We start from the raw sequence: 18,360 nt of genomic DNA on the forward strand, positions 1-18,360 counted from the left end.
GCGCTTCGCCGTGCCGCGCGCGCAGGCCGTGCTCAGCCCTCGTCCTCCGCGCCCTTGCGCAGGCCCAGCATGCGGCGCAGCTCGCGCGCGGACTGGCGGCTCACCTCCACCGAGTGGCCCCGCGCCGTGCGCGCCAGGTAGCCGCCCGTCTCCAGCGGCTCCAGCCGCGTCACGTGGGCCAGGTTGAGCAGCGCGCGGCGGTGCACCCGGTGGAAGTGCTCCGGGGGCAGCTTGTCCGCCAGCTCGTTGAGCGTGAAGTCCGTGAGGTAGTCGCCCTGCGCGGTGAACACCGTCACCAGCTCGTCCTCCAGCGACGCGTGGGAGATGGCGTCCGGCGACACCAGCACCAGCCCCTGCCGCGTCGGGATGGGCAGCCGCGCCAGCGCCGGCTTCTCCGCCGCGGACGCCGGAGCCGTCACCGGAGCGGACTTCACCCGCGCCGGCAGCCGCGTCCGCGCGCGCTCCAGCGCCTTCTGCAGCCGCGCCGCCTCCACGGGCTTGAGCACGTAGTCCACCGCGCCGTGCTCGAAGGCGTTCACCGCGTGCTCCGCGTGGGCGGTGCAGAAGATGACGTGGGGCCCGCCTTCCGGCAGCAGCGCCATCGCGTCCAGCCCGCTCAGGCCCGGCATGTGGATGTCCAGCAGCACCACGTCCACTCCGCCCGCGCGCACCGCCGCGAGCACCGAGTCCCCATCCACCGCCTCGCCGCAGACGCTCACGTCCGGCAGCGCGGCCAGCAGGCGCGACAGGCGCTTCCGGGCCAGCAGCTCATCGTCGGCGATGAGGACGCGCAGGGGCTCTCTCACGTGAGGACTCCGGGTTGGGGGCCCTGGCGGGGCAGGGTGACGGTGACACGGGTGCGCCCGTCCGCGCTCTCCAGCGACAGGAGCGCGTGGCCGCCGTACGCCAGCGCCAGCCGCCGCTCCACGGTGGGCAGGCCCACGCTGCCCTCGCGCGGGCCCCTGGACGCCCCCGGGTTGTGGATGGACACCACCACCGCCCCCTCGCGCGCGGCCACCTCCACGCCCAGCGGGCCCCGGTGGCCGGCCGCCGGGCCGTGCTTCACCGCGTTCTCCGCCAGGGGCAGCAGCAACAGCGGCGGCACGGGCACGTCCGCAAGCCCGTCCGCCACGTCCATGCGCAGTTGGAACAGGTCCGGGTCGCGCAGCAGGTGCAGGTCGAAGAGCGTGCGCATCAGCTCCAGCTCCTGGGACAGCGGCCAGGTGACGCTGCGCACGCCCGCGAGCACCGAGCGGAGCATCGTGGACAGCCGCAGCACCGCGGCCTCCGCGACGGCGCCGTCCTCGCGGCACCACTCCGCGATGGCGTTCAGCGTGTTGAAGAGGAAGTGCGGATCCAGGTGGCTGCGCAGCGCCAGCAACTGCGCCTGCTCCGCCTCCCAGGCGAAGCGGGTGGCGCGCGCCCGCTCCCGGGCCAGCGTCTCCTCGAAGCCGATGTCCCGCCCCAACCCCCAGCCCGCGACCAGGAACAGGCCGCCGCAGATGGCCAGGTTGTACGGCTCCGACAGGAACGTGTCCCGCATCAGCATCACGCGCGGCAGGGCGTAGCCCACGGACAGCACCACGCCGCTGCCCACCGCCGCGTAGAGCAGCAGGCGGATGCCGCCGTGGCTCAGGTCCAGCCCTTCCGGGAACAGCACCCGGTACGACACGGGCGCCACCGCGACGCACAGCAGGCACAGCAGGAGGCCAATCCAGAACGCCCGGGGGTCCAGGCTCCAGCGCACCTGCGCCACGAGCAGCGGAATGGACACCAGGACGATGGGGGCCAGCCGCCACGGCGCGACGAGCGCGCGCAGCGTGGCACGAACGATGGAGCCTTCCGACGACGTCTCCGGCATGCGGAGGCGGAAGGCTACACCGTCCCGCGCCCTAGCGCTGGGGGACGGTCGCGGGGACGAACTCCAGGACGAACGTCCCGGCGAGGACCGCGGGGAAGAAGAGGACGGCGAGCATGGACAGGAGCGGCGAGCGCAGTGAGAACATGGGGGGCTTCTCCAGTGTCCGGGAAACATGCCCACGGACTCTGGCATCGACCCAGGGCCCCTCCAGGGAGGGTTGCCCCCGGCCGTCGCTGTCCCTGGGTGAGCGGTCGCTCAGGCGCTCCGGGTGGCGCCCGCCGCTGTCCCGCCCAGCGCGTCCGCCAGCCGAGCCGCCTCCTTGAGGCAGTCGTTGACGCCCACGCCCCGGTACGCGTTGCCGGCGAGGTGCAGGCCGGGCAGGCGCTTCAGCCGCTCCTCCATCGCCGCCACGCGCTCCAGGTGGCCCACGGTGTACTGCGGAATCCCGCGCGGCCAGCGGAACACCTCCGTCAGCTCCGGCGTCGCGGTGAGCCCCGCCATCGTCTTCAGCTCCTCGCGCGCCAGCGCCACCAGCGCGTCCTCGTCCCGGGAGACGACCTCCGGCCGGCGGGCGCCGCCCATCAGGCACGTCAGCAGTACGCGCCCGCCCTCCACGCGGAAGGGGAACGTGGTGGAGACGTGGATGGTGCCCAGCATCGCCGTGCCCTCCACCGCCGGAATCAGGAACCCGAACCCGTCCGGCTTCGGCACCGTCCCCGGCGCGAAGCCCAGGTGCACCACGGCGATGGGCGCGTACGGGATGGCGTCCGCCGTCCGGGCCAGCTCCGCGTCCAGCGGACGCACCAGCGAAGCCGCCACGTGCGCGGGCACCGCCAGCACCACGTGCGACGCGCTCAGCTCCGCCGGCTGGCCCCGCTGCTGGTAGCGCACCTTCCAGCCGTCCGCCGCGCGCTCCAGCCCCTCCACCCTCGCGTCCGTGCGCACGCTGTCGCCCAGCGCCTTCGCCAGCGCGTCCACCAGCACGCCCAGGCCGCCGTCGAACGTGCTCATCTGCCCGGTGAGCCGGGGCCCTGGCTCCACCGCGCCCGCGCCCTTCGCCCGCCGCGCCGCGCGCTGCGCACGGATGGCGCCCAGGATGAGGCTGCGGTGCTCCCGCTCGAACTTCACCAATTGCGGGAACGTGGCCTCCGCGCTGAGCTGCTCCGGGTCGCCCGCGTAGGTGCCCGTCTGCATCGCGTCCAGCAGCACCGCCGTCGCCTCACGTCCCAGGTGGCGCCGCCCCAACTGGGCCAGGGACTCGTCCGCACCCGTGGGGTTGCGCCCGCTGAACAGCTCCCCCACCACCCGCAGCCGGGACGCAAGGGGGAGGATGTCGGATTTCAGGAAGGCCGGCGGCGACGTGGGCAGCGCCCGCAGGGCACCGCGGGTGAAAACGTAACGGTTCTTCGCCGCCGCATCCGCCGGACGAATCCGGGCTGACACTCCCAGCGCTTCCGCCAGTTCACGCGTGGTGGGCTCCCGGTCCAGGAAACTGTTGGGCCCGGCCTCCAGCAAGTAGCCCCCGCGTGCGTGGGTCTGCACGTTTCCACCCACGCGTGACGTCGACTCCAGCACCACGGCATCAGTACCGCGAGCCCGCAATTGATAGGCCAGCGCCAGTCCGGTGATGCCTCCCCCTATGACCGCGACCGTCATGTCGTCCTACTCCCGAGCTTGTCGTGAGGTGAGCAACCCCGGGCGCCTTAGTGCGAAGGCAAGAGCTTTGCCAAGGAGAGCCACCCGGCGCGTTAATAAAGGCATGCGCTATGTCATCACGGGAGCGAGCCGTGGCATCGGTTTCGAATTCGTGCAGCAACTGCTGCGGCGGGGAGAAACGGTGGACGCGGGGGTGCGTGCCCCGGAGCTGGCGCGCCGGCTGGAGCCGCTGCTGCTGGAGGCGGGCAACCGCCTGAGGATCCACGCGCTGGACGTCACGCGCGCGGACAGCGTCCAGGCCTTCGCGGAGCGCGTGTGCCGCGAGCCGGTGGACGTGCTCATCAACAACGCGGGCGTGTCCGGTCAGTGGGTGGGGCTGCATGAGCTGGACTACGAGGACCTGGCGCGCACCATCGAGGTGAACGCGCTCGGGCCGCTGCGCATCACCTCCGCGCTGCTGCCGGCGCTGCGGCACGGCGCGGGCCGCAAGGTGGCGCACGTCACGTCGCGCATGGGGTCGCTCTCCAGCAACACGGAGGGCGGCGCGTACGCCTACCGCATGTCCAAGGCCGCGCTGAACATGGGCGTGCGCTCCATGTCCAACGACCTGCGCCGCGAAGGGCTGGCGTGCGTGCTGCTGCATCCGGGTTGGGTGCAGACGGACATGGGCGGGCAGGACGCGCCGCTGCCGGCGGAGGAGTCCGTGCGCGGGATGCTGCGGGTCATCGACAGCATCTCGCTGGAGCACTCCGGCCGGTTCTTCGACTACGAGGGCGCGGAGGTGCCCTGGTAGTGTCCTGGAGGGACAGGGTCGCTGTCGCCGGGTGAACACCCCCCGGACCCACGGGGCAGGCAGGCAGCCCCCGGGGGCGAGTCCGTCGCTGGCGCCTGCCTGCCGTCGTCCCCATCTCGTCGCGAGGCAGTCCGCGGTGGAGGGGTGGGATGGCGTGGCGGCGGTGGTCCGTGGCGTGGGTGGCGGCGTGTCTGGTGGCGTGCGGTCCTGGCGCGTCCCCGCCGGAGCAGGGAGAGGCCGTGACGCCGGGCGATGAGCCCTCGGCGCCGGTGACGCCTCCGGAGGACCCGCCCGGCGAGGAATCCCCTCCGCCTCCCAGGCCGCCGCCGGACGAGAATCCGCCTCCCGACGAGACCGCGGAGCAGCCGCCCCCGCCCGAGGAGGCTCCGGTGCTGACGGCCTGCGCGCCGGAGCCCGCGGCGGACGCCAGCGTGCCCGAGGCCGAGCGGACCGCGCGCCGTGACTACGCCTGCACCGGCATCGCGCTGGAGGGTTCGCTGGTCTCCACGGCGGGCACGCCGGTCGCGGACGTCGTGGTGCAGGTGGGGGACGCGCGGGCGCGCACGAACGCGGCCGGCCACTTCCGCTTCCCCGCGCTGCCCCGCCACAACCGGCTGCTCACGGTGGACGCGGAGGGCTTCCGCCCGGCGGTGGTGGCGGTGGAGCTGCGCCGGAGCCTGACGGAGAAGCGCGTGACGCTGCCGCCGGTGCGCCTGTCCCCGAAGGACGGCGTGCGGATGCTCTTCGCGGGCGACGTGTCGCTGGGCCGGCGCTTCTTGGACCCGGACGACACCACGCCACGCAACCAGATGCCGCCGGACGACCCGGCCGCGCTCATCCGTGTGTCGGATCCGCTGCCGGGCACGAAGGCCGTCTTCACGCACGTGCGGCCCTACTTCCAGGCGGCGGACTTCCGGGCCGTGAACCTGGAGACGCCGGTGACGGACCGCCCAGCGACGCCCCACGACGAGAAGGCCTACGCGTTCTTCACGCTGCCCGGCTCGCTGCCCGCGCTGCCGTGGCTGGGCGTGGACTACGTGAGCCTGGGCAACAACCACGTCTACGACTACCTGGCGCCGGGGCTCGCGGACACGCTCGCGCACGTGGCCGCGACAGGCATGGCCTTCAGCGGCGCGGGCCAGGACGAGACCGAGGCCTTCCTCCCGGCGCGCGTGTCGCTCGCGGGCGGGGACTACAGCCTGGTGTCCATGTGCTCCATCACCGGCAGCGCGCATGAGCAGCAGTACGTCGCGGGCCCCGACCAGGGCGGCGCGGCGGACGCGCGCGACTTGACGCGGGCGTCCGCGCTGCTGGCCGCGGAGAAGGCACAGGGGCGCGTGCCGGTGGCGGTGCTGCACACCGGCGTCGAGTACAGCCTCCGGCCCTCCACCCCGACGGCGCAGCGGATGCGCGACCTGGTGGACGCGGGCGCGGGGCTCGTCATCGCGCACCACCCGCACATCCCGCAGGGCTTCGCGCGCCACCAGGGCGTGCTGATGGCGCAGTCGCTGGGCAACTTCGCCTTCGACCAGGACCGCATGGAGACGATGGTGGGCCTGATGGCGGAGGTGGAGGCCACGGGCGCGCGCGTGGACCGCGCCCGCGCCGTGCCCGTGTACATCGAGGACTACCGCCCCCGCCCCGTCGCGGGCGACCTGGCGGACAGCTTCCTGCGCAACCTGGCGGAGCTGTCCCGCGAGGGCGGCGTGGAGCTGGTGCCCCAACCCTCCTGGGGCGAACTGCTCCCGGAAGACAGACACGCGGCGGTGAGCGAGCGCACCGTGGACGTGCCGGTGACTGTGGACGCGAACGGCCGCTCCACGGTGGACCTGCGGCCCCTGCGCCAGGAAGGCGAGTCCGTGGCGGTGGCGAGGCTCACGGGCGCGGACGTGACGGGCGTGAAGCTCAAGGCCGGGCGCGACGTGCTCCTGCACGGCGACTTCGAGGACCACGACGTGGACGACGACGCCAACGAGGCGCCGCGCTGGAGCGTGGGCCCGAACGCCGGCTACGTGTGCCAGGACGGGCCGCACCGGGGCGCCGCGGCGCTCTGCCAGCGGCGCGCGGCCAGCGACTCACGGAGCGCGGCGGTGAAGCTGGTGAACCGCTTCCGTCCGCCGGGCTTCGCGGAGGGGCCGCCCAACCGCGACCTCACGGCGGTGGCGTGGCTGAAGGGGCAGGGCGGCGGCGCGTTCTCCGCGAAGGTGCAGTACCTGCCCGTGGAGTCCTACACGCTCTTTGGCGAGCAGACGCTGCTGCGCCACGACGGCGGCACCTACGACTGGACGCTGGTGGCGGAGGACCTGCGCTTCCCCGCGGATCCGCCAGGGCCGAACCTGTGGAACGCGCCCTGGGCGCTGGACTTGACGCTCAACACCGCGCCCCCGAAGTCCGGCCAGGGCGTGACGGCGGTGGACGACCTGGCGCTGGTGGCCTGGGAGAAGCAGGCCACGGGCGGCACGCTGACGCTCCAGACGCCGCACGCGCGGGACTTCGTGCGGGTGGAGGCCCCGGCGGGCACGTACACGCTGCGCGTCACCTTCCGCGAGCACCGCGTGCCCTGAAAGCTCAGGGGTAGAGCAACTGCGTCTTCCACCCCGCGCCGTCGCGCAGGTACACGTTGCGCTCGTGCAGGCGGCTGGGGCGGGCGTGCCAGAACTCGATGCGGTCCGGCACCACGCGGAAGCCGCTCCAGTGCGGCGGGCGCTCCACCGCGCGGCCCTGGAAGCGCGCCTCCACCTCCGCCACGCGCTGGTCCAACAGCTCGCGCGAGGGCAGCTCCTCGCTCTGGAGGCTGGCCCACGCGCCAATCTGGCTGCCGCGCGCGCGGCTCTGGAAGTACGCGTCCGCCTCCGCGTCCGACACCTGCTCCACCCGGCCCTCGATGCGCACCTGCTGCTCCAGGGGCTGCCAGAAGAAGCACAGCGCCGCGTACGGGTGCGCGCGGAGCTGCTGCCCCTTGCGGCTGTGGAAGTTGGTGAAGAAGACGAAGCCCCGCGCATCGAAGTCCTTGAGCAGCACCACGCGGGAGCTGGGGCGCCCCTGGTCGTCCACGGACGCCACGACCATGGCGTTGGGGTCCACGGGGATGGCGGCCTTCGCCTGGGCGAAGAGGTCGGCGAAGCGCTGGAGGGGGTCGGGTGGAATCGTCGTCACGCGGCGCACCATAGGAAACACCGCCCCGGCGCGCACGTTCGCGGTTGACTCCCTGTCGGGACTCGCACGCAATGGCGGGCCTCATGAAGATCCTCTTCATCGCCTCGGAGGTCACCCCCTTCTCGAAGACGGGGGGACTGGGCGACGTGGCCGGGGCCCTGCCCACGGCGCTCGCCGGGCTGGGGCACGACGTGAAGATCGTCACGCCCCGCTACCAGGACGTGCGCAACACCGGACACTTGGTGCCCACCGGCCAGTCCCTGGTGCTGCGCTTCCCCTTCGGCGAGACGGGCGGCCCCATCCTGTCCGCGCGCCTCACCGAACGCCTGGAGGTCCTCTTCCTGGAGAACGAGGCCTTCTACGGCGGACGCAAGGGCCTCTACGGCGACGCGGGCGGTGAGTTCGCGGACAACCCCCGCCGCTTCGCCTACCTGTGCGTGGGCGCGCTCCAGGCCGCGCAGCGCCTGCGCTTCTTCCCGGACATCATCCACCTGCACGACTGGCAGACGGGCCTGGTCCCCGTGGCGCTGCGCCGGGGCTTCCAGGGCACGCCGCTGGCCCGCGCGAAGTGCGTCTTCACCATCCACAACCTGGCCTACCAGGGGCAGTTCCCCAAGCGGACCATGGAGGACCTGGGGCTGCCGTGGGACCTCTTCACGCCGGAGGGCGTGGAGTTCTACGACCACGTCAACTTCCTCAAGGCGGGGCTCGTCTACTCCGAAGCGCTCACCACCGTGTCGCCCACCTACGCGCGCGAAATCCAGACGCCGGAGCAGGGCTACGGGCTGGATGGCCTGCTGCGCCGCCGCTCGCACGCGCTCACCGGCATCATCAACGGCATCGACGCGCACGAGTGGAACCCCCGGACGGACGCCTTCCTGCCCGCGCGCTACGGCCCGGAGGACATGACGGGCAAGGCGGTGTGCAAGCGCGCCCTGCTGGAGCGCTTCGGCCTGCCCACGGAGGGCCACGCGCCGGTGTTCGGCATCGTCAGCCGGCTGGCGTGGCAGAAGGGCGTGGACCTGCTGCTGGAGACGCTGCCCGCGGCGCTCCAGGCGGACCTGAGGTTCGTGGCGGTGGGCAACGGCGACCCGGCGCTGGAGGAGGGCCTGCGGGCGCTCCAGGCCCGCTTCCCCAGGCAGGTGGGCGTGCGCATCGGGTTCGACCCGGAGCTGTCACACCTGGTGGAGGCCGGGGCGGACTTCTTCCTCATGCCCAGCCGCTACGAGCCGTGCGGCCTGAACCAGATGTATTCGCTGCGCTACGGCACGGTGCCCATCGTCCGGGCCACGGGCGGGCTGGTGGACACGGTGGAGGGGGGCCTGGACGGCAACGGCATCCTCTTCGAGGCCTTCCACCGCTCGGCGCTCCTGGCCGCCATCCGCCGGGCGCTCTCCCTGTACGCGGACCCCGCACGGCTGGGGGACTTCCAGGTGCGCGGCATGGGGAAGGACTTCTCCTGGACCGCGTCCGCCCGGAAGTACGAGGCCCTCTTCCACTCCCTGGTGGAGGAATAGTGGGGCCGCTCCCGGATCCGCGTTAATCTTGCCGCCGTGGCGGAAGCTCCGGACCTGGGTGGCTATGAAGTGGTCGGCCGGCTGGCGGTCGGTGGCATGGCCGAGGTGTATCAGGCGCGTGCCCGTGAGACGACCCAGCGCTCCCCGGGCGAGCCCGAGGAAGTCGTCATCAAGCGGCTGCACCCGTCCTTCCGCAACGACCCCGCGTATGTGAAGGCCTTCGTCGACGAGGCGAAGCTGACGGTGCGCCTGCGCAACGCGCACATCGTGCGGACGTTCCGGCTGTTCCGCGCCGGGCCGGACTACCTCATGGTGCAGGAGCTCGTGAGTGGCCGGACGCTGGGCTACATGCAGGAGCTGCTCATCAAGGCCGGCGCCGCCATGCCGCCGGAGTCCGCCTGCTACATCGCGTGGTGCATCCTCAAGGCGCTGGACTACATCCACCGCGCCAAGGTGGGGGAGAACGGCGCCACCATCGTCCACCGCGACGTGAACCCCGCCAACGTGCTCCTGGGCGTCCAGGGCGACGTGAAGCTCACCGACTTCGGCGTGGCGGAGGTGGAGGGGATGATCCGCGGCGACTCCGGCGCGCTGCGCGGCACGCTGCCGTACATGAGCCCGGAGCAGGTGCTGGGGCAGGCGGTGGACGCCCGCACGGACCTGTACGCGGTGGGCGTCATCCTCTGGGAGCTGTGGGCCGGCCGCCGCCTCTTCACCGGCGACAACGAGGCGCAGCTCATGCACCAGGTGCGCGATGCCCGCGTGCCGCTGCTCTCCACGCTGTCTCCGGACCTGCCGGACTACGCGGCGCGGGTGGCGCGCAAGGCGCTGTTCGCGGACCGGGCCCGCCGCTTCCAGACCGCGGCGGAGTTCATCAAGGCGCTGGAGGTGCTCGCGCGCCGCGCGGGCTGGCCCCTCACGGTGGAGGCGCTGCAGCCTCTGCTGGGCGGCTGATGCGCTCGCGCCGGGCGGTGCTCGGGCTGGGGCTGGCCGGCCTCTCCTGCCTGTCCGGCTGCCTGGGCGTGGTGCCCTTCAGCCCGCGCGCCTACGACGAGGCGGTGCGGGTGGAGGCGGTGGACGTGGCCTTCACGCGCGACGGCAGCGGGGCGCTCACGCTGAAGCTCCAGGTGGGAAACCCGTCCTCGGACGCGGCCACGCTCACGCGCGTGGACTTCGACCTGCGCGTGGACGGGCGGCGCGTGGCCACGGGCGAGCAGGTGATGGGCGTGCCCCTGGACGGCAAGGGCCAGGTCCCCCTGGAGGTCGCCTTCCCGCTGGCCGTGGCGCGCGGCGGGGGCCGGCCGGAGGCGGCCTCGCACGAGGTGCGGGTGGAGGGCGGCGTGGTGCTGCGCTTCGGGGGCTCCGAGCGGCGCGCGCCCTTCCGGGACGTGCGCTCGCTGGACCTCGCGTGGGTGCCGGGCGGGGAGTCCAGCCCGGCGCAGTGAAGCGGCTTCAGCCCTTGGCGTCCGGCGCCGCGCCGGAGTCCGGGGGCTGCCGCGGCGGGCCCCCCTGGCCGTCGTCCCGGGACGCCGGGACGCCGTCGCGGAGCTGTCCGTCCGCGAGGCCGGGCGCGGCGCTCTTGAGGCGGGACATCCGCACGCGGTCGATGCGGGCGCCCTCCTTGGTGGCCACGACGAACTGCCAGCCGTTGTACGTGAAGCGCTCGCCCACGTCCGGCAGGTGGCCCGCCAGCGAGGACAGGTAGCCGCCCAGCGTGTCGAAGTCGCCCTCCGGCAGCGGGAAGCCGAAGACCTTGGTGAACTGATCCACCTCCATGGCGGCGTCCACCAGCGAGCTGCCGTCGGCCATCTTCTCGACGAGCTTCTCCTCCACCTCGAACTCGTCGCCGATGTCGCCCACGATTTCGCGGAGGATGTCCTCCAGGGTGACGACGCCCATGAAGCCGCCGTACTCGTCCACGACCATGGCCATGTGGATCTTCCGCTTCTGCATGTCGCGCAGCAGGTCGCCCACGGGCTTCATCCACGGCACGAAGTGGGCGGGGCGGATGATGTCCTGCAGGACGATGAGCTCCGGGTGCTGGAGCAGCGGGATGAGGTCGCGCGCGTGCAGCACCCCGACGATGTGGTCCACGTCGTCCTTGTAGATCGGGATGCGCGAGTGGTTCTCCTCCGCCAGGATGCGCAGGACCTCATCCGGCGGCGTGGTGACGTCCACGGAGACGACGTCCGTGCGGTTGACCATCACGTCGCGGCAGCGCTTGTCGGACAGCTCGAAGATGGAGCGGATGAGCTGCGGGGCGCTCTTGTCCACCTCGTTGCGCGCGGCCTGGGCGGCGAGCAGCTTCTCCAGTTCCTCCAGGGGCGGGGGCGGCGGCTCGAAGCGCAGGGTGCGGCCCATGGTGCGGGCGCCCAGGTTGAGCATGCCCAGCATCAGGCGCATGGGCGGATAGAGCACCGCCACCAGCAGGGACACCAGGGCCGACAGGCGCAGCGCCCAGCGCTCCGGGTTGCCGTTGGCCAGGCCGCGCAGCGTCACCTCCATGAGGCTGGCCAGCACGCCCACGAAGAGGGCGCCCGCGCACACCGTGGCGATGGGCACCCAGGTGGCCTCCGCGTAGCGGCTGAAGTCCAGGAGGCGCGGCGGGACGAAGGCGCCAATGGCGGCGGCGAGGAAGCCGGACAGCACCATCCCCAGGCGCAGGGCGGTGGCGGCGGGCTCACGGTCCGTCTTGTGACGGAGCACCCGGCGCGCGGCGACACTCTTGCTCTCCTCCGCGAGCTCCTGGGCGCGCAGGTCGGACGTCCCATACAGCGCGGACTCCGCGGCGGCGACCAGGGACCTCATGAAGCAGAGGGCCAGGCAGGCGACCCAGAGGGTCCAGGTAGGCATAGGGGGTCGTTCTTATCCCGTGCTAGAGGGGCATACCACCCTGGCGGGAGACACCATGCGGGGACGTCGGATGTACGTCATTGGCGGACTGCTGGGCGCGCTGGCGGCGCCCTCGGCGGCCCGGGCCTGGCCGGTGGACCAGGCCCTGACGCTGGAGCCCGGCAAGGAGACCTTCCAGAAGCTCACCGCCGTGGACTGGGCGGAGTCCGACGCGCCCAACGTCGTGACGGCGGAGGCGCTGGCCCAGAGCGGTGAGCTGCTCCTGACGCCGCACGCCGCCGGCATCGCGCGCGTGCTGCTGTACGCGGAGGGCCGCTTCGCGGTGTGGCGGGTGATGGTGGGGCCCATCGAGTTGCAGAACACCGGGTCGGAACTCGCGGCGGCCAGGAAGGCCTGCCCGGACCTGAAGGCCACGGACGGGGCGGAGCGCGGCCTCACGGCGACGGTGAACGACACCGCGTGCCGGCTGGCGCTGCGCGCGTTCCTCAAGACGCACGCGTACCTGGCGAAGGAGCTGGAGCTGACGTTCGCGGTGCCGCAGCTCCAGGCGCAGTTGGAGGACTTCGCGGCGGGGATGCCGCCGGGGCTGACGGTGCGCTACAGCGGCGCGGGGCTGGTGTTGTCCGGGAAGACGGACCGCGAGGGCCACCGCAAGGCGCTGTGGGAGCTGTTCAACCGCGCCGTGGGCCGCGTGCCGCTGGAGGACCGCACGGAGGTGGAGGCGCCGCCGAAGCCGGAGGACGCCGCGAAGCAGGAGGCGCTCGACGCGACGGTGTCGGACGTGCCGCGGGATGCCGGGGTGCCGCCCGCGCCGCCTCCGCCGGTGAAGCGCAAGCCGGCTCCGAAGAAGCCCCGCTGAGGCCTGGGGGGCGCGCCGGAGGGCAGCCGCTTGCGGTATGACCGTGGGTGGAGGTCCGACGGAATGACGAACGGAGTGAAGCGCGCGGGGTTCGCGCTGGTGCTGGCGCTGACGGTGGGGCCGGGGGCCGCGTGGGCGCAGGTGGATGAGGACGACGGCTCGGCGGTGGTGGTGGACATGCCGGAGCCGGACCGGGGCTGCCCGGTGAAGCCGGAGTTCCTGCCGATGACGCCCATGGGGCAGGTGGGCATCGACCGGCTGGGCTGGCTGGTGCACCAGGCCATCATCCCGTCCTCGAAGGACAAGTTCTTCCAGGCGGGGGCGCGCAGCCGCTCCGGGGTGAAGCCGGTGCCCATGGACCAGGCGAAGAAGCTGGGCGCGCTGGACACGGCGAAGGCGCCCATCTGGGTGTTCGGCAAGGAGAAGGCGAAGGCCTGCAAGGGCACGCCCATCGCGTACTGGGCGGTGCGGATGGGGACGGACGAGGACCGCCAGACGTACCTGATGGCGGAGCTGGCGACGGAGTGCGAGGTGCTGCCGCCCGGGCGGCTGGCGGGGACGCCCATCGCGCTGCGGCAGAAGGACGAGCCCACGGGGTGCGTGCTGCGCCGGCCCAACCGGAGCCTGATTGGCAAGGAGTCGGACGGCATTCCGCCGGACTACGCGGAGCACATCCCGCCGCAGGACTGCGCGGCGCCGGAGTGCGCGCGGCTGTGGGAGTACTTCGGCGTGACGGGCGACGAGGGCGAGGGCGCGTTCGACCTGACGGTGTCCTATCTGCACAAGAACGGCAGCAACCCGTGCAACTGGGCGACGGACGACCTGTCCATGTTGTTCGTGCGGGGGCGGGAGAGCACGGCGCTGACGCCGCTCAAGCCGGGAGGGCAGTTGTTCGGAGGCCTCTGGGACTTCAGCGGCCCGCGCTTCATCCTGAGCCGGGAGATGGGCGTGCTCTACGCGTACGACTACCAGAAGCTGAAGGCCGCGCCGAAGGCCGTGCGGTACGGGAGCCCCACGGAAGAGGACCTCATCCACGCGAAGCGCACGCTGTCGCCGTGCAAGAAGTAGCCGCGCTCACGCTGTGAAGCCCAGGCCCCTGGACGCCGCTGTCGGCCTCCAGGGGCAATCCACGGGCCGTGGGAGGGTGTCCAGGCGCGATACGCGCTTTGGCCGCGACCCGGCTACTGCGCGCTGGACCCGTGGTACGTCTTGCGCAGCTTCAGGTCCGGCACGTCCACCGTGCCGTTCTTGTTGTCCGTGCAGTACCAGAGCGCGTCGTGCGGGGCCTGGACGCCGCCCTTCTGCGTGCGCGTCAAGCCGTTGTAGACGGAGCCGGCGATGAGGTAGCGGAACACCTGCGGCGCGGTCGCGCTCACCAGCGTGTCCTTCTGCTGCATCTCCTTCCAGACCACGCAGTACTGCTTGAGCGCGGCCCAGGCACCCTTGGAGTAACGAGGGCTCCCCAGCATCCAGACCTCCAACTGGGGACACATCTCTCCTTCGCCGTCGTCCGCCGCGCCGTAGTCCATCGCCTCGCAGACCTCGTCCGCGCGGCTTTCGTTGAGCGTCACGTCGCCCTCCGCCTGCCAGCCGGTGAGCCGTGAGAGCTGGAAACGGCGCATCATCAGCGCGTCGTCCCTCGTCAGCGACGGCGCCATGAAGGCCTTTGGCTCCGGCAGGGCGAACGTGCCTCCGCCGTGCGGCCCCACGCCCGCGTCCATCACATAGCCGCCCCACGTGTACATGAGGAACAGCGACCACGCGTCCTTCACGAAGGCGCGGTACGAGGGCGGCGTCGCCAGCGCCAGGCCCCAGCCGAGGATGTCCGTCATCGCCGCGACGGCCCAGTCGTCCGACTCCTGGTACCAGTAGTACCAGCGATACGCCCGCGTGCCCGCCTTCGCCAGGAACGCCTGCATGCCTCGCACGGTGACGTTCGTGTGCGCGGCGAAGTCCCGCTCGTAGGCGGCGACGTGCGCGTCCAGGCACCAGAAATAGATTTTGACGCTCTGTCCCGCGCAGCGTGCCGCCAGGGCCTTCGGCGCGGTGATGTCGCGGTTGCGGTCCGCCGGAGGAGGGCCAATCCAGGTGTAGTGGACGTCCATCCGGTGGAGTCTACTCCGTCCACGGCCCCCGCCGCGTGGGCTCCTTCAACGCCTGCGCGAGCGCCGCCAGGAAGCGCTTGCGCGGCCAGGACTCGGCGCCGAAGCGCTCCAGGTGCTCGGTCTCCACCTGGCAGTCGATGAGCTGGAAGCCCCAGCCCTTGAAGCGCTCCACCGCCGTGGCGAACGCCACCTTCGACGCGTCCGGCGCCAGCGCGAACATGCTCTCCCCGAAGTACGCCGCGCCCAGCGACACGCCGTACAGCCCGCCCACCAGCACCTCGCCGTCCCACGCCTCCACCGAGTGCGCCAGCCCCAGCTCGTGCAGCCGGATGTACGCCTGCTTCATCGCGTCCGTAATCCAGGTGCCGTCCTGCCCCGGCCGGTGCACGCGCGAGCATGCGTCGATGACCTTCGCGAACACGGTGTCGTAGCGCACCGTGTACGTGCCCCGGTTCATCACCTTGCGCAGCGAACGCCCCACGTGGATCTTGTCCGGCTCCAGCACGAAGCGCGGGTCGGGCGAGTGCCACAGGATGGGCTGCCCCTCGCTGTACCAGGGGAAGATGCCCTGCGAGTACGCGGCCACCAGCCGCTCCGGGCGCAGGTCGCCGCCCACCGCGAGCAGGCCGCTCTTGTCCGCCTTGGCGGGTGGGGGGAACAGCTCCGGCTCGTCGTCACTCAGCAGGTAGATGGGCACGCGTGCGCGCCAGTCTAGCGGGACACGTTGAGCTTCACGTCACCCTTCAGGAAGTAGGGGACCTGCAACAGGGGGCCCTTCAGCTCGCCCTTCACGCTGTAGGGCAGGACTCCCTTGCCGATGAGCGCCTTGACCCCCGGCCCCCAGGACTCGGCCGTCACCGCGACCTCCACCGGGTACACACCCGTGGCGGACGCATCCACCGAGTCCGCCTGCGCCGTGGTGCCCTCCTCCAGGGGCTTGTCCGCGATGACGACCTGGTAGGTCAGCGAGTCCAGCCGCAGCGGGAACGGGTTCGGGTTGCGCACGCCCAGCCGCAGGTTCATCTGCACCTCCTCCGGCGAATAGCGGGCCGCGTCCAGGCTCTCCACGATGACCTCCGGCAGCCGGGGCACGCGCACGGCGCGGCTGGCGGCGAAGGGCAGGGTCTCCTCACCGCCACCCGAGCGCACCACCAGCGTGCCGCGCAGCGCGATGAGCACCGTGCCGCCCTGGGCGCTCAGGCGGGCCAGGTCCTCCGGGCTCTTCACGTAGGCGGATTTCTCCTCGATGGAGAAGTCCGCGGGGGCCCCCGGCGCGAACGGCACGCCCAGCTTCGCGGAGCCCGTCTTCACCACCTGCCCGTCGGCGACGAGCTCGTAGTCGGCCCGCTCCACGACGCCGTTGGCGGTGCCGGTGATTTGTCCGGTGTAGCGCACGGAGGCGTCGGTGAGCCCCTGGGACACGACGGCGGTCTCCTGGGCCGTCAGGGCCGGGGGGCCGCCGGAGCGGACGGGCGCGGAGGCGCACCCGAGGTGGAGGGCGAACAGCGCGGACACCAGGGCCATCAGGCAGGTCGAGCGATTCACAAAGGACATTCTGGGGAGGCCAGGGGCTGGTCCCAAGGGGATTTCCGCTAGACTGTCCACCAACCGTGGCTCCCCGACGTCCCAACTTCAACAGGACCCTGCGCTCCCTCATCCGGGACATCGCCGCGCGCATGCCCGAGTTCGGCCACGTGAAGGTGGGGCGCATCCTCATCGTCGCCGGGGAGGCCCGCCGGGCGTCGCGAGGCACGGTGAAGCCCCTGTGCTTCAAGGGGGGCAAGAGCATCGACAAGGCGGGGCGGCGCAAGCCGGTGGTGCGCATCCGGGGCCGCCGCATCCTGTACTGCATCACGCTCCGGCCCCTCTTCTTCCGGGGCTCCACCGCGAAGTCGCGGCTGGAGACGCTGATGCACGAACTCTTCCACATCTCCCTGCGCTTCGACGGCACGCTGCACGCGGGCCGCCGCCACGCGAAGCTGGGCGCGGAGTTCGGGCGCCGCCTGCGGCCGCTGGTGCGCCGCTACCTGAAGCTGTGCCCGGAGGCGCTGCTCGCGGACCTGGCGTACTCCGGCGAGGTGCGGGTGCTGCAATGGCTGGAGCGTCCGGGCCCGGCCTACCACCCGCGCGCGTCGCACCGCCGCGTGCGCAAGGTCTACACGGAGGACCAGCTCTACTCCGGAGTGGCCCGCATGGTGACGCCGCGTCCGCGCGTGGCCCGCGAGGCCCACGTGCGCGACGACAAGGTGCACTGAAGGGCGTTGATGGCCGCGCCCACCGACTTCGTCAGCCTGGGAGTGCTCCACCGCGACCTGGAGGAGCTGTTCCTCCTGCACCAGGAGGCGCTGATGGGCATGGACCTGCCCGCCGCGCGTGAGCGGCTGGCGCGCTACCGCGAGGAACTGACGCGGCACCTGGAGGCGGAGGAGGCGCTGCTCCTGCCGGAGCTGCCACGCGCCGGAAGGATCCGAGGCGCCGCGCCGGAGCTCTTCACCGGCGAGCACCAGCGCATGCGGGAGCTGCTGACGAAGTGTCAGGAGGCCGTGGACGCGCTGGACGCGAGCGCTCCGGACTACCGCCGCGCCGTGCTCCGTGTGTTCGACATGGAGAGCACGTTCAAGCATCTGGAGCACCACCACTCGCTGCGCGAGGAGACGTACCTGTTCCCCGCCTTGGATGGAGTGCTGGGTGAAGAGGAGCGGCGGGCCCTGTTGGCCGCGTTCCTCGCGCGCACTATTTCTCCGAGGGCGTGAACCGGGCGAGGTCGTGGACTCCCAGCGCGCGCTCCAGTTGATCCACTTCCTTGAGCGCGTTCTCGAAACCATTGCTCCCCAGCAGCCGGTGCTCCTGCGCCTCGAAGCGCTCGCCCAGCTCCTGGAACTGCTTCTCGTCGAAGAGCTCGCGGAACGCGGGGAACAGGACCGTGTCCTCGCGAGCGGCGTGCGGCTGGTACATGCGGATGAACTGCGTGAGCTGCCGCGCGACCGTGGCCCTCTGCTGGGGTTGGGTGAGGGCGTCGCGGCCTGAGGCCGCGGCGAGGATGGACGCGGTGAGCTTGCGCCCGGCGGCGTGTTGTTCGAGCAGCACCTGGACGAGCTCCTTCTGCTGGCCCGCCTTCACCAGCCGGGGGAACACCTCCGTCTCCTCTGTCTTCTCGTGGTAGTCCTCGCCGAAGCGGCGCATGAGCCGGGTGGCCTGGGCGAGCACCTCCGCGGGGGCCTTCTCTTCAGGCACGCCGAGGCGGCGAGCGATCTCCTCGTACATCAGGAGCGTGCGGCGGATGACGCCGTGCTCGCGCATCAGGTCCTCGGTGGCGTTCACCTCCGCGGGCCTGGACTTGCGCTCCGCCTTGGGCGCCGCGCTCACGGTGCTTCCAACGCCGAGCACGACCACCGTGGACAGGAAGCGGCGGCGGCTGGATGCCTCATTCGTGGACATGCCCCTTGTATGAGCCGCTGTCCCGCCAACTGAACCTGTCCGACAGGAGGTCTGCGCGGAATAAGCAGTCCTACGAGCCGCATAGAGGTGGGGTGACATCGCAAGAAGAAGCCCCCAGCGGG

General features: G+C 72.0%; 18 protein-coding genes. 9 read left to right on the plus strand and 9 right to left on the minus strand.

Going from position 1 to position 18,360, the window contains the following annotated elements:
* Positions 1–32 precede the first annotated feature (32 nt).
* The 3 genes from K8612_RS22610 to hemG form a co-directional block, all read right to left on the minus strand.
* Positions 33–806 (minus strand): LytTR family DNA-binding domain-containing protein, encoded by a 774-nt coding sequence (locus tag K8612_RS22610; protein ID WP_223740536.1) that lies wholly within the window; start codon positions 804–806, stop codon positions 33–35.
* Positions 803–1,861: a sensor histidine kinase gene (locus K8612_RS22615; RefSeq protein WP_223740535.1), complete on the minus strand. Its 1,059-nt coding sequence runs from the start codon at positions 1,859–1,861 to the stop codon at positions 803–805. The genes K8612_RS22610 and K8612_RS22615 overlap by 4 nt, the downstream gene beginning before the upstream one ends.
* Positions 1,862–2,116: 255 nt before the next feature.
* On the minus strand, positions 2,117–3,517 hold the full coding sequence (gene hemG, locus K8612_RS22620; RefSeq protein ID WP_223763820.1) for a protoporphyrinogen oxidase: 1,401 nt from the start codon (positions 3,515–3,517) through the stop codon (positions 2,117–2,119).
* A 103-nt stretch (positions 3,518–3,620) separates the two neighbouring features.
* Here hemG and K8612_RS22625 point away from each other — a divergent pair, with 103 nt between their 5' ends.
* Both K8612_RS22625 and K8612_RS22630 read left to right on the plus strand, forming a co-directional pair.
* Positions 3,621–4,310 (plus strand): SDR family oxidoreductase, encoded by a 690-nt coding sequence (locus K8612_RS22625; RefSeq protein WP_223740533.1) that lies wholly within the window; start codon positions 3,621–3,623, stop codon positions 4,308–4,310.
* Between the two features lie 149 nt (positions 4,311–4,459).
* A complete protein-coding gene (locus K8612_RS22630; protein WP_223763821.1) occupies positions 4,460–6,874 on the plus strand; it encodes a CapA family protein in 2,415 nt (804 codons plus the stop codon).
* A 4-nt stretch (positions 6,875–6,878) separates the two neighbouring features.
* Here the strand turns inward: K8612_RS22630 and pdxH are convergent, their stop codons facing one another.
* A complete protein-coding gene (pdxH, locus tag K8612_RS22635) occupies positions 6,879–7,478 on the minus strand; it encodes a pyridoxamine 5'-phosphate oxidase (protein ID WP_223740531.1) in 600 nt (199 codons plus the stop codon).
* A gap of 71 nt (positions 7,479–7,549) precedes the next feature.
* Between pdxH and glgA the strand changes: the two genes are divergently transcribed.
* Genes glgA through K8612_RS22650 form a run of 3 tightly spaced genes read left to right on the plus strand, consistent with a single transcriptional unit; the run spans position 7,550 to position 10,428 of the window.
* A complete protein-coding gene (glgA, locus tag K8612_RS22640; RefSeq protein ID WP_223763822.1) occupies positions 7,550–8,983 on the plus strand; it encodes a glycogen synthase GlgA in 1,434 nt (477 codons plus the stop codon).
* A 36-nt stretch (positions 8,984–9,019) separates the two neighbouring features.
* Entirely contained in the window at positions 9,020–9,937 is a 918-nt protein-coding gene (locus K8612_RS22645; RefSeq protein ID WP_223740529.1) for a serine/threonine-protein kinase, read from the plus strand.
* Positions 9,937–10,428 (plus strand): hypothetical protein, encoded by a 492-nt coding sequence (locus K8612_RS22650; protein ID WP_223763823.1) that lies wholly within the window; start codon positions 9,937–9,939, stop codon positions 10,426–10,428. The genes K8612_RS22645 and K8612_RS22650 overlap by 1 nt, the downstream gene beginning before the upstream one ends.
* A 7-nt stretch (positions 10,429–10,435) precedes the next feature.
* On the opposite strand, the gene K8612_RS22655 is transcribed toward K8612_RS22650, so the two are convergent.
* A complete protein-coding gene (locus tag K8612_RS22655) occupies positions 10,436–11,836 on the minus strand; it encodes a hemolysin family protein (RefSeq protein ID WP_223740527.1) in 1,401 nt (466 codons plus the stop codon).
* A gap of 55 nt (positions 11,837–11,891) precedes the next feature.
* On the opposite strand from K8612_RS22655, the gene K8612_RS22660 reads away from it, so the two are divergent.
* Positions 11,892–12,695: a hypothetical protein gene (locus K8612_RS22660; protein WP_223763824.1), complete on the plus strand. Its 804-nt coding sequence runs from the start codon at positions 11,892–11,894 to the stop codon at positions 12,693–12,695.
* A gap of 63 nt (positions 12,696–12,758) precedes the next feature.
* Entirely contained in the window at positions 12,759–13,763 is a 1,005-nt protein-coding gene (locus tag K8612_RS22665; protein ID WP_223740525.1) for a hypothetical protein, read from the plus strand.
* 113 nt (positions 13,764–13,876) lie between these two features.
* On the opposite strand, the gene K8612_RS22670 is transcribed toward K8612_RS22665, so the two are convergent.
* From K8612_RS22670 to K8612_RS22680, 3 genes are read right to left on the minus strand one after another with little or no spacing between them, the layout of a single operon-like run.
* Positions 13,877–14,800 (minus strand): hypothetical protein, encoded by a 924-nt coding sequence (locus K8612_RS22670; RefSeq protein ID WP_223763825.1) that lies wholly within the window; start codon positions 14,798–14,800, stop codon positions 13,877–13,879.
* A 10-nt stretch (positions 14,801–14,810) separates the two neighbouring features.
* Positions 14,811–15,497 carry a leucyl/phenylalanyl-tRNA--protein transferase gene (gene aat, locus K8612_RS22675; protein WP_223740523.1) on the minus strand — a complete coding sequence of 229 codons (687 nt, stop codon included), beginning with the start codon at positions 15,495–15,497 and terminating at the stop codon, positions 14,811–14,813.
* Between the two features lie 14 nt (positions 15,498–15,511).
* A complete protein-coding gene (locus K8612_RS22680; RefSeq protein ID WP_223740522.1) occupies positions 15,512–16,354 on the minus strand; it encodes an LEA type 2 family protein in 843 nt (280 codons plus the stop codon).
* Positions 16,355–16,410: 56 nt separating this feature from the next.
* On the opposite strand from K8612_RS22680, the gene K8612_RS22685 reads away from it, so the two are divergent.
* Both K8612_RS22685 and K8612_RS22690 read left to right on the plus strand, forming a co-directional pair.
* The gene (locus K8612_RS22685) at positions 16,411–17,055 is read left to right on the plus strand and encodes a hypothetical protein (protein ID WP_223740521.1); all 645 of its coding nucleotides are present in this window, start codon (positions 16,411–16,413) and stop codon (positions 17,053–17,055) included.
* 9 nt (positions 17,056–17,064) lie between these two features.
* The gene (locus tag K8612_RS22690; protein ID WP_223763826.1) at positions 17,065–17,553 is read left to right on the plus strand and encodes a hemerythrin domain-containing protein; all 489 of its coding nucleotides are present in this window, start codon (positions 17,065–17,067) and stop codon (positions 17,551–17,553) included.
* On the opposite strand, the gene K8612_RS22695 is transcribed toward K8612_RS22690, so the two are convergent.
* The gene (locus K8612_RS22695; protein WP_223740519.1) at positions 17,534–18,238 is read right to left on the minus strand and encodes a hemerythrin domain-containing protein; all 705 of its coding nucleotides are present in this window, start codon (positions 18,236–18,238) and stop codon (positions 17,534–17,536) included. The two genes, K8612_RS22690 and K8612_RS22695, sit on opposite strands and share 20 nt — an antisense overlap.
* Positions 18,239–18,360: the final 122 nt, after the last annotated feature.

Source organism: Corallococcus sp. AS-1-6 (genome assembly GCF_020037015.1).
In the GTDB taxonomy this organism is placed as follows: domain Bacteria; phylum Myxococcota; class Myxococcia; order Myxococcales; family Myxococcaceae; genus Corallococcus.

What these genes read in the sequence shown, in the direction of transcription:
- K8612_RS22615 (WP_223740535.1), bottom strand. Translation starts at nt 1,861, where the DNA reads ATGCCGGAGACGTCGTCGGAAGGCTCCATCGTTCGTGCCACGCTGCGC.
- hemG (WP_223763820.1), bottom strand. Translation starts at nt 3,517, where the DNA reads ATGACGGTCGCGGTCATAGGGGGAGGCATCACCGGACTGGCGCTGGCC.
- K8612_RS22625 (WP_223740533.1), top strand. Translation starts at nt 3,621, where the DNA reads ATGCGCTATGTCATCACGGGAGCGAGCCGTGGCATCGGTTTCGAATTC.
- K8612_RS22630 (WP_223763821.1), top strand. Translation starts at nt 4,460, where the DNA reads ATGGCGTGGCGGCGGTGGTCCGTGGCGTGGGTGGCGGCGTGTCTGGTG.
- pdxH (WP_223740531.1), bottom strand. Translation starts at nt 7,478, where the DNA reads ATGGTGCGCCGCGTGACGACGATTCCACCCGACCCCCTCCAGCGCTTC.
- glgA (WP_223763822.1), top strand. Translation starts at nt 7,550, where the DNA reads ATGAAGATCCTCTTCATCGCCTCGGAGGTCACCCCCTTCTCGAAGACG.
- K8612_RS22650 (WP_223763823.1), top strand. Translation starts at nt 9,937, where the DNA reads ATGCGCTCGCGCCGGGCGGTGCTCGGGCTGGGGCTGGCCGGCCTCTCC.
- K8612_RS22655 (WP_223740527.1), bottom strand. Translation starts at nt 11,836, where the DNA reads ATGCCTACCTGGACCCTCTGGGTCGCCTGCCTGGCCCTCTGCTTCATG.
- K8612_RS22660 (WP_223763824.1), top strand. Translation starts at nt 11,892, where the DNA reads ATGCGGGGACGTCGGATGTACGTCATTGGCGGACTGCTGGGCGCGCTG.
- K8612_RS22665 (WP_223740525.1), top strand. Translation starts at nt 12,759, where the DNA reads ATGACGAACGGAGTGAAGCGCGCGGGGTTCGCGCTGGTGCTGGCGCTG.
- K8612_RS22670 (WP_223763825.1), bottom strand. Translation starts at nt 14,800, where the DNA reads ATGGACGTCCACTACACCTGGATTGGCCCTCCTCCGGCGGACCGCAAC.
- K8612_RS22680 (WP_223740522.1), bottom strand. Translation starts at nt 16,354, where the DNA reads ATGTCCTTTGTGAATCGCTCGACCTGCCTGATGGCCCTGGTGTCCGCG.
- K8612_RS22690 (WP_223763826.1), top strand. Translation starts at nt 17,065, where the DNA reads ATGGCCGCGCCCACCGACTTCGTCAGCCTGGGAGTGCTCCACCGCGAC.
- K8612_RS22695 (WP_223740519.1), bottom strand. Translation starts at nt 18,238, where the DNA reads ATGTCCACGAATGAGGCATCCAGCCGCCGCCGCTTCCTGTCCACGGTG.